General features: G+C 43.3%; 10 protein-coding genes and 1 pseudogene. 10 read left to right on the forward strand and 1 reads right to left on the reverse strand.

Annotated features, from left to right (window positions below; translation table 11 throughout):
* Window positions 1–191 precede the first annotated feature (191 nt).
* The 9 genes and pseudogenes from HC723_RS06890 to tldD form a co-directional block, all read left to right on the forward strand.
* Window positions 192–802 (forward strand): annotated as a pseudogene (locus HC723_RS06890) (DUF6701 domain-containing protein); the annotation flags it as partial.
* A gap of 170 nt (window positions 803–972) precedes the next feature.
* Window positions 973–2,016, forward strand: a complete 1,044-nt coding sequence (locus tag HC723_RS06895; protein WP_153446150.1) for a rod shape-determining protein — start codon at window positions 973–975, stop codon at window positions 2,014–2,016.
* A gap of 33 nt (window positions 2,017–2,049) precedes the next feature.
* Entirely contained in the window at window positions 2,050–2,931 is an 882-nt protein-coding gene (mreC, locus tag HC723_RS06900; protein WP_190338605.1) for a rod shape-determining protein MreC, read from the forward strand.
* The gene (mreD, locus tag HC723_RS06905; RefSeq protein WP_190338606.1) at window positions 2,921–3,409 is read left to right on the forward strand and encodes a rod shape-determining protein MreD; all 489 of its coding nucleotides are present in this window, start codon (window positions 2,921–2,923) and stop codon (window positions 3,407–3,409) included. The genes mreC and mreD overlap by 11 nt, the downstream gene beginning before the upstream one ends.
* Window positions 3,410–3,526: 117 nt before the next feature.
* Window positions 3,527–4,105: a Maf family protein gene (locus HC723_RS06910; protein ID WP_153446155.1), complete on the forward strand. Its 579-nt coding sequence runs from the start codon at window positions 3,527–3,529 to the stop codon at window positions 4,103–4,105.
* A gap of 15 nt (window positions 4,106–4,120) precedes the next feature.
* A complete protein-coding gene (rng, locus tag HC723_RS06915) occupies window positions 4,121–5,596 on the forward strand; it encodes a ribonuclease G (RefSeq protein ID WP_153446157.1) in 1,476 nt (491 codons plus the stop codon).
* Between the two features lie 11 nt (window positions 5,597–5,607).
* Window positions 5,608–9,585 (forward strand): YhdP family protein, encoded by a 3,978-nt coding sequence (locus HC723_RS06920; protein ID WP_190338607.1) that lies wholly within the window; start codon window positions 5,608–5,610, stop codon window positions 9,583–9,585.
* 124 nt (window positions 9,586–9,709) lie between these two features.
* Window positions 9,710–10,564 (forward strand): carbon-nitrogen hydrolase family protein, encoded by an 855-nt coding sequence (locus tag HC723_RS06925; protein WP_190338608.1) that lies wholly within the window; start codon window positions 9,710–9,712, stop codon window positions 10,562–10,564.
* A 10-nt stretch (window positions 10,565–10,574) separates the two neighbouring features.
* On the forward strand, window positions 10,575–12,020 hold the full coding sequence (tldD, locus tag HC723_RS06930; RefSeq protein WP_190338609.1) for a metalloprotease TldD: 1,446 nt from the start codon (window positions 10,575–10,577) through the stop codon (window positions 12,018–12,020).
* 297 nt (window positions 12,021–12,317) lie between these two features.
* Here tldD and yjgA read toward each other — a convergent pair whose 3' ends face one another.
* Entirely contained in the window at window positions 12,318–12,872 is a 555-nt protein-coding gene (yjgA, locus tag HC723_RS06935) for a ribosome biogenesis factor YjgA (RefSeq protein WP_153446164.1), read from the reverse strand.
* A gap of 116 nt (window positions 12,873–12,988) precedes the next feature.
* Between yjgA and pmbA the strand changes: the two genes are divergently transcribed.
* Entirely contained in the window at window positions 12,989–14,332 is a 1,344-nt protein-coding gene (pmbA, locus tag HC723_RS06940) for a metalloprotease PmbA (RefSeq protein ID WP_153446165.1), read from the forward strand.
* The last annotated feature ends 78 nt before the right edge of the window (window positions 14,333–14,410 follow it).

Consider the following 14,410-nt stretch of genomic DNA (forward strand, 5'->3'; position numbering starts at 1 on the left):
TGATTATATAACTTCCAGTTTTTGGTCTTATAACGAGGTTTTGGCATGAATATCGATGGTTTAGTGGGGAGTAAACGATCTGATCGTCAGTTTCACATTTAGTTCCATCGAATTACGCAACAAAGCCAGTTACCGATCCAACGGAGGATAATGTTAATTTTGATTTTGATGCTAATACAAATGGTAATGAAAGCTTTATAGTTCCAGACGATGCAGACGATGCAGACGATGCAGATGATGATCGCGCTATGCCATTTGATACTGCTCCTGATTTCCGTTATGGCCGCATGACGTTGGATAATGTCAGTGGCCCGCAAGGTGGTTCGGTCCAAGTTCCGTTGCGCGCTGAGTACTGGAATGGTAAGTCTTTTGTTCGCAATGAGGACGATAGCGGCAGTGATTTTGATGCCAGTATTTATTGTGTGATGAGCAATGTAGAGAATAGCAGCGCAGCGTTAAGCAGTGATCCAGAAGGAGTGGAAAGCGTTGTGACTGGTAGCAGTGATATTGTTAATGCTGAACAAGCCAATAGTCAGCGTGAAATGGCGCGAATATTTTTACGTCAAGGCGATGACTCGATAGGGATGAACAGCGCTTTGCCTTTACCCGACGCTACATTAAATCAAACCCAGTGTGGTGACTGGAGTGCCAAAAGAGACGATGATGAACAAGCTCAACCTTGGCTACAATTTAACTGGCGTAACTTAGGCGATGAAGACCCTCGACGGTAGTGAACTTTGGTGCTTACCGAGGTAACGACCGAATAATTTACCGTGGTGAGCCGAACTTAATTGCCTATTAATGGTCTTTTATTTACTAATAATTATAAAAATTAACCTCATTGAGTTAACTTTTTGTAAGAATACGCACTATTGTTAGGTGGTTGGTGGTTATTACTTGCCGACAGTGCGAGGCATTGGTACATTTAGCACAATTTTATTTCCTTCTATTGCTCTTAGGATAACGAAGAATATGTTTAAGAAACTTCGTGGTATGTTTTCGAATGATCTTTCTATCGATCTTGGTACTGCTAACACCCTCATTTATGTAAAAGGTCAAGGCATCGTTCTTGATGAACCTTCTGTTGTTGCGATCCGTCAAGATCGTAACGGTACCACTAAAACGGTTGCTGCAGTCGGTCATGAAGCCAAGTTAATGTTAGGTCGTACTCCTGGCAATATCTCAGCTATTCGTCCAATGAAAGATGGCGTAATTGCTGACTTCTACGTGACTGAAAAAATGCTACAGCACTTCATCAAACAAGTGCACGATAACAGTGTATTAAAACCTAGCCCACGTGTATTAGTATGTGTTCCTTGTGGTTCTACCCAAGTTGAACGCCGTGCTATTCGTGAGTCAGCATTAGGTGCGGGCGCGCGAGAGGTTTATCTTATCGATGAACCAATGGCTGCGGCAATTGGCGCTGGTCTGCGCGTGTCAGAGCCAACCGGTTCTATGGTGGTCGATATTGGTGGTGGTACGACCGAAGTTGCGGTTATTTCACTAAATGGTGTGGTGTATTCCTCTTCTGTTCGTATCGGTGGTGATCGTTTTGATGAAGCGATCATTAACTACGTTCGTCGTAACTACGGCAGCTTAATTGGTGAAGCCACAGCAGAAAAAATCAAACACGAAATTGGTTCAGGCTACCCTGGCGATGAAGTGCTTGAAATGGAAGTGCGCGGTCGTAACCTAGCGGAAGGTGTTCCACGTAGCTTTACCTTGAATTCAAATGAAATACTAGAAGCATTGCAAGAGCCACTTTCGGGTATTGTTTCTGCGGTCATGGTTGCTCTTGAGCAATGTCCGCCAGAACTTGCTTCTGATATCTCTGAAAACGGTATGGTATTAACCGGTGGCGGCGCGCTACTAAAAGATATTGATCGTTTATTGATGGAAGAAACCGGTATTCCTGTTGTTGTTGCTGACGAACCCCTTACCTGTGTTGCATTGGGTGGTGGTAAAGCGTTAGAAATGATTGATATGCACGGTGGTGATCTTTTCAGTGAAGAATAATCTTCTGATTGATAAAGAGACTGGCTTGTTTGCATGAAATTGATTTTTGGCCGCGGCCCATCCTTACAGTTGCGATTATTCTTCGCATTGGTTGTATCTGCTAGCTTAATGCTGGCAGATAGTCGTTTAGATACCTTTTCTCACGTCCGTTATTTACTCAATAGTACGGTCTCGCCTCTGCAATATACGGCTAACTTACCTCGCAGTATGTTTGACGGTATGTATGAGCGTTTTAATAGCCTCAAAACGTTGGTAGATAACAATAATGCGTTAAAAAATGAGGTGCTAATCTTAAAAAGTGATGCCTTATTATTAAAGCAATATAAAGAAGAAAATACGCATTTACGTGAGTTATTAGGTTCGCCTTACGTACGTGATGAAAAGAAAATCGTCACCGAAGTTATGGCGGTCGATTCTTCACCTTACAGTCATCAAGTAGTGATCAATAAAGGTCGCACTGATGGTGTCTATGAAGGCCAACCGGTGATTAATGAAAAAGGTATCGTCGGCCAAATAATTAATGTTTCAGCACATAACAGTCGCGTATTGTTACTTACCGACAGTAATAGCTCTATCCCGGTACAAGTTTTAAGAAATGATATTCGGGTGATTGCATCGGGCAGTGGCGATATTGATTCAATTCAATTGGAAGATGTTCCTACAAGTACTGATATTCAAACTGGCGATTTGTTAGTCACTTCTGGCCTTGGTGGTCGTTACCCTGAAGGTTATCCTGTTGGGTATGTCACTAGCGTTAAGAATGATAATCGTCGTCCCTTTGCTGAGATCAAGGCCAAACCGGTAGTAGAATTTGATCGTTTGCGCTATTTACTTTTAGTGTGGCCCGATCAAGCCCGTCAACAGCAAGCTCAAACCATATTGAAATCCGATCAGGCGGTGAATAATGAGCAATAATATTCTCCGTACCAAAGTCATTATTTGGTGTTCATTGCTGATAGCCTTAATTTTTCAAGCCATTCCTTGGCCTGGTCCATTAGAGATGCTGCGCCCAAGTTGGGTTATTTTAATTATCAGTTATTGGATTTTAGCCCTGCCACATCGAGTGAATGTAGGATCGGCATTAATTGTTGGCCTACTGTGGGATTTGGTGATTGGTTCTACGCTCGGTATTCATGGCTTAGTGATGTCAATTGTGGCGTATATTGTGGCGTTGAACTTCCAAGTTCTTCGTAACATGGCGCTATGGCAACAAGCGGTCGTGATTGGTTTAATTACAGTATTAGCTGAATTTATTGAGTTTTTTGGTGAGTTTTTGATAACCGATGTTCATTTTGATGCCCACTACTTATGGGCAGGCTTAGTGAATGCAATTCTATGGCCGTGGATGTTCTTGTTATTAAGACGCTTCCGCCGCCATTGGCATATGCGTTAAAAGCAGATTCCCTATCTGCTCGTTCGACTCGCGTATGGAATGACGTTTTTATTGTTCCACTCGCGTATCGAATGACACATTTTAAGCTAAATATAATCCACCTCACCGAGGCTCCGTATGTCTTCTTCATTTCTTCTCGCTTCAGGTTCACCACGCCGTAAAGAGCTGCTCACTTTGCTGGGTTATCAATTTGATATTATCATCCCCAATATAGAAGAGCAGCAGCAACCAGAAGAACGTCCACAAGATTATGTGGCGCGTTTGTCGCGTGAAAAAGCTCAAGCCGGATTAGTGTTATCTCAAGTGCAAAACCCTCAATTATCGTTGCCTGTACTCGGGGCAGATACTATCGTTGTGATAGATCAACAAGTATTAGAAAAGCCAGTCGATTACAATGATAGCAAACGTATGTTGCAACAGCTTTCCAACCGCAAACATCAAGTTATGACTGCGGTCACGGTAGCAACCGAGCAAAAATTTAAAACAACAACCGTAATCACAGACGTGTGTTTCAAACCACTAACAGAAGCAGAAATACAAGCCTATTGGCACAGTGGTGAACCGTGTGATAAAGCGGGCAGTTATGGTATTCAAGGTATTGGAGGACGTTTCGTTTCTCGAATCGAAGGTAGCTATCACGCCGTGATGGGGTTACCTTTAATGGAAACCGATTTGCTGTTAAGTGATTTCCTATAAGATTATGAGGCGCACATGAGTGTAAGTGCAGAGTTATTAATAAATGTCACCCCAAGTGAAACCCGAGTTGCGATGATTGAGTTTGGGCAATTGCAAGAAGTACACATTGAGCGTGAAGCTCGCCGAGGCATTGTTGGCAATATTTATAAAGGCAAGGTCAGTCGAGTATTACCTGGTATGCAAGCGGCATTTGTCGATATTGGTTTAGATAAAGCGGCGTTCTTACATGCCTCAGATATCGTACCGCATACGGAATGTGTGGCGGAAAACGAAAAGAAACAATTTCAAGTATTAGATATTTCGCAACTGGTACGCCAAGGGCAAGATATTGTGGTGCAAGTGGTGAAAGATCCGCTTGGTACCAAAGGAGCACGTTTAACCACCGATATTACACTCCCTTCTCGTTATCTAGTATTTATGCCAGGGGCTGCACATGTTGGGGTGTCTCAACGTATTGATGATGAAGCTGAACGTAATCGCTTAAAGAAAATTGTTTTACCTTATTGTGATGATAATGGTGGTTTTATTATTCGTACCGCAGCAGATGCCGCTGACAGCGATGAATTAGCCCAAGATGCTGCATTTCTAAAACGGTTATGGCAGAAAATCATTGAGCGTCGCAGTAAATATAAAAGTAAAACCATGCTGTATGGTGAGCTTGGTCTGGCTCAGCGAATTTTACGCGACTTCGTTGGCACTGAAATTACTAAGATTCAGGTCGATTCGCGTTTAGCGTTTGAAAGCCTGCAAGAGTTTACCACTGAATATGTGCCAGAGTTAACCGAGCGTTTAGAGTTGTACGGTGGTGATAAACCGATTTTTGACTTGTACGATGCGGAAAATGAAATTCAACGTTCGCTCGATCGTAAAGTCGAACTAAAATCTGGCGGCTATTTGATCATCGATCAAACCGAAGCCATGACCACGGTTGATATAAATACCGGCGCATTTGTTGGGCGTCGTAATTTAGAAGACACGATTTTTAATACCAATGTTGAAGCCACTCAGGCTATTGCTCGTCAGCTTCGTTTACGTAATTTGGGCGGTATCATCATTATCGATTTTATTGATATGATGGAAAATGAGCACCGCCAACGTGTTATTCTATCATTAGAGCAAGCGTTAGCGACAGATCGAGTGAAGACCAATATTAATGGTTTTACTCAATTAGGCTTAGTGGAGATGACTCGTAAAAGAACACGCGAGAGTATTGAACATGTTCTATGTGGTGGTTGCCCAACCTGCAAAGGTCGCGGCACAGTCAAAACGGTTGAGACGGTTTGTTTTGAAGTATTACGTGAAATTACTCGAGTTAACCGTGCTTATGATGCAGATAACTTTGTGGTGTATGCAGCGCCAGCGGTAGCAGAAACATTGCAAGGTGATGAATCACACGCCTTGGCTGAGCTAGAAGTCTTTATTGGAAAACAAGTGAAAATTCAAATTGAGCCTTTGTATGTACAAGAGCAATTTGACGTTGTCATGATGTAATGGAGTAAGCTGTGACCTTTGCCACCCGCCTTTGGCGTTCTTTATTATGGATAGTATTAACTGGCGCGGTTTTATTGGCGGTCATCGTCATAGCTTTGCGTGTTTTTCTGCCTAACCTCAATCAATACCGTGGAGAAATTGAATCTAAAATCTTTCAATCTACGGGTGTTCAGGTACAAGTTGGAAGCATTAAAGGTTATTGGGAAAACCTGACCCCTTCTTTAGCGTTAAAAAATGTAAAGGTTGTTTTACCTGGTGAGCAAGTCCCGATTGTTACCGTTGGTCGAAGCGATCTTAAATTGGATCTCTATTCTTCATTGATTCATTGGCAGCCAAAATTAGATAACGTTACCATTCAAAGTCTGCAAGCCGATGTTAGCCGCTGGTCGATCATTCCAAATAAAGACGAACCATCAAAGGCGGTAGAAACTGAATCAAGTAATCCTAAGTTATTAAAACAAATTAAAGATGTTTTTTTAAAGCAATTAGGTTCATTTTCGGTGCTCGACTCGTCGGTGATCTATTTAGCCCCGAGTGGGGATGTTCGTCAGTTAGATATTGACCGTTTACGCTTCCAAAATAATAACAACCATCACAAGGCTGAAGGAGTGTTAAGTATTGCTGGGGTCAATTTAAATAAAGTTTCAGTGATTGCCAATTTTACCGAACATGGTGACCTTCGCTATCTCGATGGGGATTTTTTTGTCTCGGCACAAAATATCCGTATTACCCCATGGATGACGAAATTCTTGAAAGAGAGAACTACTATTCATTCAGGTAGAGTCAGTGTCAATGGCTGGCTAACCTTAAAACAAGGCAAGCCAACCGATGCATTGGTAGAGTTGCAATCCTCTAATTTACGCTGGGGCGAGGATAAAACTGCTCACCAATTAGTGATTAATCATGGCGTGCTAAAACTTAAACCAGTGAATAAAGGCTGGGCGGTTCAAGGTCAGCAATTTGATATTCAAACCGATGGTAAAACATGGTTAGCGCCGAAGTTTTCCCTTGATTGGCAACCTAAAACCTTTGCGATTAATGTGTCTCAAATAGAAGTGGATAAACTCACGCCTTTTGTTACCTTGCTTGCCGATCAAAAATCAAACGATGACTTTATTAAGCAACTTCAACCTACGGGATTATTAACCGATATTCGGGTTGATATTCCGCGCGATCAAAAAAAATTGACCTATTCTGCCACCTTGACCGATGGCAGCATCAAGCAACACGATTTGCTGCCTGGTTTTCATAAGCTGAGTGCCAAGATTAGTGGTAATAAAAATACCACCTCAATTAAAGCCAGTATCAAAGATGATGAACTGCCTTATGGTGAGGTATTCCAAGCCCCGTTACGTATCAAAGATAGCGCCGTTAATTTAGTGTGGCAAAGCGATAATAGTGGTTGGAAGTTATGGGCTGATAAAGTGGAAGTCAGTACGCCAGATCTAAAAGCAGTCGGGGCATTTAGGTTGGACTTCCCCAAAGAAAAATCCCCATTCCTCTCTTTTTATGCTGAAGCTGATGTACTTAATGCGGGTGAAACTTGGCGTTATTTGCCGACATTAGCATTAGGGCGCGATCTGACCGATTATTTATCCGCAGCGATCCAAGGCGGCACCGCGAAAACAGCAAAACTGATTTGGTATGGCCCATTAAGTACCTTCCCTTATCATAATCATGATGGAATATTTCAAATCGGGGTTGGACTTAAAAATGCCAAATTTAGTTTCGATACCGCATGGCCTGCGATCACTAATTTACAGTTGAATTTATTATTTGAAAATGACGCTATGTATTTGGATTCTCATTCCGCTAAATTAATGGGAGTGGACGCCGAACGCATTACCGGTAAGATCCCAAGCCTTGCACCTGATGGCCACATTGAAATTACCGCTAAAGCCAAAGCTGACGGTAAGGATGTGCGTGATTACATGCTGGCAACCCCGCTAGTGGATTCTGTTGGCGCTGCGCTTTCGGCGGTACAAGTTAGTGGTCCGGTGACATCAACATTTAAACTTAACATTCCATTTGATGGTGGTAATGCTCGAGCTTGGGGTTATGCAGATTTGAAGGATAGCCCGATCTCAGTACAAAGCCCACCGATTGATTTAACCAAAGCATCTGGTCGAATTACTTTTGATAATGATGTAGTTAAAGCAAAAGGTATTAAAGCGAACTTGCTGGATCAGCCAATTTCGCTCGATTTTACTGGGCAAAATCAAGCGGGTGGTTATGGGGTCGATGTTGATGTGTTGGGCGAAACCAGCTTAACTAAGCTGCAAAAAGCTATCCCATCGCCTTGGTTAAAACCGCTTAATGGTAGCGCACCATGGAACCTAAATCTCGATCTGAATCTTAATGATGTTGGCTTTACTTACCAAATAGACAGCCAAGCGGATCTTGAATATGTCACTAGCAGCTACCCTGCGCCATTAGGAAAAGGCTTAGGTTTGAAAGGCAAGGCTAGAATGCAAGCTGCGGGTGATCAAGAACATGTTTCGGCGCGTATTACCTTGCCAACGGCTAAGTATCAAGCCGATATTGATATTCGTCCATCTACGCCAGTGATCAAAGCGAGTAACTTTATTGTCGGTAAAGGGGACTTTAAGGTTAGCCCAATTGGCGGCAATTATTTCGCAATAAATACCCCTAAATTTGATGCTGACAAATGGATTGATTTCTTGATGGATGGTGAGCATAACGTGGCGTTAAAACCGGTCGTACCCGATGCCAAACCAACCATACCCGCCAAGACGTCGCTAAGTAAAACTCAAGCAGCTAAAACGTCAGCAGCTAAAACGCCAGTAAATACGGAAGTTGAAAAGAAAACAGAAAAAGCTGAAATCAATTTCCCAGTACTACCAATGCCAGAAAATGTACACATTACGACTAAGACCTTAAAGTTGGCGGATTTAGATTGGCATAACCTCAAATTTTTAGCGGTACATCAAACCAAGCAATGGCAAATGAACCTCAACAGTAGCGAAGCGGTTGGTTCCGGCCAGTTTGTGAATAAAAAAGATTTACGAGTCAATTTAAGTAGCGCGCATATTTTTGTGCCGCAATGGGAGCAATCGGAAAAGAAAACCTTAATCAGTGATCTTGGTAAGGATGATCCGTTGATCAGTGATTTTGACCGTCAGTTCCATAAGTCGATGCCAAATCTTGATTTGAAAATTTCCGATTTGTGGCTGCAAGGTTATAAAGTCGGCACCGTCAATATGCAAATACAGCACGATAAAGACAAGTTAGTATGGAAGACCTTAGATTTAAAAACCGGCTCTAACCACTTGAAGTCCAGCGGCTGGTGGCAATTGGCCGGCGATAAAAGCCATTCTAACTTTAAGGTCAACTTAACCGGAGATAATAACTCCGAGGTGATGGCGCGTTTTGGGATCAGCTCAGGTGTGCAAAAAGCCTCGTTTGTTATTGATACTTCCGCCGATTGGGATGGTGCGCCTTGGTCAATGAAGACTGATACTTTACAGGGCAATTTATCCAGTGAGTTTAAAGATGGTGTGATCACCGATGTCAATGGCGCGGCGCGTCTACTCGGCTTATTTAGCTTAGATTCTATTATTCGCAAAATGAAGCTCGATTTCACCGGCGTATTTGATGATGGTATGACCTTTGATTCGATTAAAGGCACCGGAAAAATGAAGAAAGGGGTATTCGTCACTAATGACTTAGTGATGGATGGTTCGGCAGGGGATCTAAAATTACGTGGTTCAGCGGATTTAAACACTCGCTTAGTCGATGCTGAAGTCACTTTTTATCCAGATTTAACCTCCAGTATTCCCATTGTGGCAGCGTTTGCGGTTACCCCACAAGCCGCCTTAGCCGTCTTTGCCTTAACCAAAGTTTTATCGCCAGTGGTGGATGTATTTACCAAGGTGCAATACTCAATCAAAGGCCCGCTCGATGCGCCAGATGTAAAAGAAATCTCGCGTAGTAAGGGTGAGTACAAGCTAAACGAAGACAAGAAATAACCCCCCTGGTACTTAAAGCGGTAATCTTATTATCTAAGTTACAGCTTCGATTACTTTGGGCATAGGTTATTATTATCATCTAAGAAGCAATACGGCGATCGAGTTCTAAGGAAAGGAGCGGACCATGGCAAAGGTAGGGTTAATCCAAATGACTTCAGGCCCCGATCCTGAGGTAAATTTGAACAGCATTGAAGCTGAACTCAACATATTACAACAACAGCAAGTAGCTTGGGCGATCGTGCCTGAAAATGCCTTGGTGTTTGGTTGTAAGTCTGATTACCGCAAGTTTGCAGAGCGCTTAAATAATGGCCCTATCCAAGCCCAATTAGCCCAATTGGCCAAGCAATATCAAATGTGGTTAGTGGTGGGTTCGTTTCCTATCCAAGATGGCGATGAAATCAAAACCACTTGCTTGGTATTCTCTGCTTGTGGAAGCTTGCATGCTGATTACGATAAATTGCATTTGTTCGATGTCGATGTAGCGGATGCTCATCACAATTATCGAGAGTCTGATACTTTCTTGGCGGGTAATAGAGTCGTGGTAGCGCAAACTCCTTTTGCCAATATCGGTTTATCTATTTGTTATGACGTGCGTTTCCCATCATTATTTAATGCATTAAGGCAACAAGGTGCGCAAGTGATTGTGGTGCCAGCCGCCTTTACCAAACCGACCGGACAAGCACACTGGCAAGTATTATTACGCGCGCGAGCGATTGAAACCCAATGCTGGATTGTGGCGGTCGGGCAAACCGGAATTCACCCTTGCGGACGAGAAACATGGGGTCATTCAATGGTGGTTGATCCGTGGGGCAATATTGTTGCCAGTTTATCCGAGACAGCCGGACACTTAATCGTTAACATTGATACCAAATTAAATGAAGATATTCGAACCCGTATGCCGGTTATGCAGCATCAACGATTCGACTGTCAGCTAATTACTCGGTCTGAAAAAAACACATCGACAGACCCAAAGAACTAACAGAGCACCTATGACTTTAAATACAGTAGAGCAAGCATTATTAGCCCCAACAGGGTTAACCGACAGTGATATTCAACATACACTAGAAAGTATTGCCACTCGTCAAATTGATTATGCCGATGTGTATTTTCAATCGAGCTGGCATGAGTCTTTGGTGCTAGAAGATAGCATCATTAAAGATGGTTCATTTAATATTGACCGAGGGGTGGGTATTCGCGCTATCTCAGGTGAAAAAACCGGTTTTGCTTATTCCGATCAAATCGATCTTAATGGTTTAAAACAAAGTGCTATTGCCGCGCGTGGTATCGCTCAACAAGGTCAATCGGCCAGTGTTAAAGCGTTTTCAAAAGTGGTGACGCCGCAAACGTATCAAGCGGTTAATCCATTAGACAGCTTGGATAAGCAGCAGAAGATTGAATTACTAAAAGAGATTGATGCGTACGTTCGCAGTAAAGAGCCGCTGATCCAAGAAGTCTCTGTCAGCATTAATGGCGTTTATGAGCAAGTGTTAGTCGCGGCTACTGATGGGACTTATGCTGGTGATGTGCGTCCTTTAGTACGTCTATCCATTAGCGTGTTAGTGCAACGTGGTGATAAACGTGAACGTGGTAGCGCAGGTGGTGGCGGTCGTTATGGTTATCAAGCGTTTTTACAACAAGATGGCGATAAATCGGTGGCGCTGCATTTTGCTGATGAAGCCATTCGTCAAGCATTGGTTAATTTAGATGCCGATGAAGCTCCGGCTGGCACCATGCCAATTGTTTTGGGCGCAGGTTGGCCGGGGGTGTTATTGCATGAAGCAGTAGGGCATGGTTTGGAAGGGGATTTTAACCGTAAAGAGTCATCGGTTTTCTCGGGTAAACTTGGCCAGAAAGTGACATCAGATCTGTGCACCATTGTGGATGATGGCACTTTAAAAGATCTACGCGGCTCAATTAATATCGATGATGAAGGCGTGGCAGGACAATACAATACCTTGATCGAAAATGGAGTATTGAAAGGTTATATGCAAGATAAGCACAATGCCGGTTTAATGGGCGTGGCGCCAACCGGTAATGGTCGTCGTGAATCTTATGCGCATTTACCAATGCCGCGCATGACCAATACCTACATGCTGCCAGGTGAGCATACCCCAGAAGAAATCATTTCAACCATCAAAAAGGGCTTATACGCGCCTAACTTTGGTGGCGGACAAGTCGATATTACTTCAGGTAAGTTTGTGTTCTCAGCTTCAGAAGCGTATTTAATTGAAGATGGTAAAATCACTCGCCCAGTGAAAGGCGCAACCTTAGTCGGTTCGGGCATTGAAGCGATGCAGCAAGTGTCTATGGTCGGCAATGATTTGGCGATTGATAAAGGCGTTGGCGTGTGTGGTAAAGCTGGACAAAGCGTGCCAGTGGGCGTAGGTCAACCGACGTTGAAGCTAGATGCAATTACCGTAGGTGGTACGCAGTAAAAGCGAGATTCCCTGTCTATTCGCTTAGGCTCACGCATGGAATGACGTGGTTTTTTCTATGGCATTAACTCAGGGTTACAGCGACTTACAGCTAAAATAGGCGTCATCTCGGAAGCGAGGCACGAGTTATCCGTGATCTGCTTTGTTGTAATTTTTGCTATGGTGTTAACGCCGTTGTGCTTAAGAATATAGCCATAAAAAAAGCGATCCTTGTAGGATCGCTTTTTTGTTGCTCGCATTTACGGATATCTTAAAACCCGAAAATATTAAAACTGAAAACCGGTAAAAACCAGCCTTCTAAAGATCGTTTTGTTCGAGCTTTTTCTCTGCCGCTTCTTCTTTCAATTCTTTTAGGATTTGGAAGATTTCACGCGATGCTTTTGGCGGCTTATTGCTGCCTTTTTCTTTTTGCGCTTGGCGAGCCAATTGACGTAAGCGTTGGCGATCAGCGTTTGGATATTCTGCCATTACTTCTTCAATCGCAGGATCAACATCGACCACGATGCGATCACGCGTTTGCTCTAGCTTGTGCAATTCTGCAGTCGCTTGTGAGTGCTTGTTACGCAGTTTATCCAGCTCAGCTTGAATTGGCGCAGGATCAATCTGACGCATCAATTTGCCAATGTATTGCAGTTGACGACGTTTCGCTTCGTTTTTGAAGCGTTGTGCATTGTCGATAGCATGGCGTAAATCATCACTGATCGGAAACTTATCTAACGATGATGCTTTTAAGCCAACTAACTCTTCGCCCAATGCTTGCAAGGCGTTCATATCTTCTTTCATCTCGGTTTTACTGACCCAGATGATTTCCTCTTCTTCTTCCCAAGGCGCTTTTTGATTCTTACGAGCCATAATTTTCTACTTATTTGGTGAACTTACTGGGTATTTTAGCAAGAATTATGGGGATAAAGTGAAAAGCTTGTTATTCTAAGCGTAATTAATTCAAAAAAAGATGAATAAGACTCGTTATGGACGCAAAACAACAGATCGCTCAACAGAAAATTGAATTAGAAATCGCAGTATCAAAAGCATTGGAAATGGCGAAAGTCAGCGCCGATGCGGTTGAAGTGGCGATCACAAAAACGACTGGTATCAGTGTTTCTAGCCACGACTGCGAAGTGGAGAACGTTGAATTTAATAGTGACGGTGCATTAGGCATTACGGTGTATCGCGATCATTGCAAAGGCAGTGCATCGACATCGGATTTAAGTGATGCCGCGATTCAAAAAGCGGTTGAAGCGGCGTTAGATATTGCACGTTATACTTCAAAAGATCCGTGTGCGGGACCGGCTCCAAAAGAATTGATGGTAAAAGAAATTCTAGACTTGGATTTATTTCACCCTGATGAGCCCAACCCTGATCATGCGGCAGAGTTGGCTATTCGTGCGGAACAAGCGGCACTAGCTTATAGCGATAAGATCAAACAAAGTGATGGCGCAAGTTATGACAGCCATTACGGTATTCGTGTTTATGGTAACAGCCACGGTTTGATTGCCAGCAATGCTTCTAGTCGTCACAGTTTAAGCTGTAGCGTGATTGGCGCAGGCAAAAATGGCGAGATGGAACGCGATTACAGTTACACCATGGCGCGTCATAAAGGTGCCCTGTGGACTCCAGAACAAGTTGGTTTGGAGGCGGCAGAAAAAACCGTTAGTCGTTTGGATGCGCAGCGAGTAAAAACGGGTCAATATCCGGTGTTATTTCAAGCCGATGTCGCCACCGGTTTGCTTGGCCATTTAGTGATGGCGATCAGCGGCGGCAATTTATACCGTAAATCATCATTTTTGCTTGATAAACTGGGTGAGACTATTTTACCTGAGTGGTTTAATGTGGCTGAAAAACCGCATGTACTGCGTGGTTTAGCCTCGAGTGCATTTGATAGTGAAGGGGTCTTTACCCAAGATAAACAAATCATTACTGATGGCGTGTTATCGACTTACCTACTTACTAGTTATGCAGCGCGTAAGATGAATATGACTCCAACAGGGCACGCCGGTGGCATTCACAACTGGTTTGTGCAAACTAACGGCCCAGACTTTGCTGGTATGCTTAAAATGCTAGGTACTGGCCTTGTGGTGACAGAGTTGATGGGCCAAGGCGTCAATATGGTGACTGGTGATTATTCTCGCGGCGCGGCGGGTTTCTGGGTTGAAAATGGCGAAATCCAATTCCCAGTGTCTGAAATTACCATTGCCGGTAACTTACAGAATATGTTTACCAATATGGTTGCGGTTGGCAGTGATATTGAAACGCGCTCACAAATTCAAACGGGGTCAATTTTGATTGAATCAATGAAAGTCGCGGGTGAATAAAACGTTGGCGGTTTAATCTAAATCGGCGTCATCTCGGTACGAGGGACGAGTTAGATAAATTCTCGTCCCGTGTTTTGT

This window comes from Vibrio sp. S11_S32, assembly GCF_014694465.1.
Lineage (GTDB): Bacteria > Pseudomonadota > Gammaproteobacteria > Enterobacterales > Vibrionaceae > Vibrio > Vibrio algicola.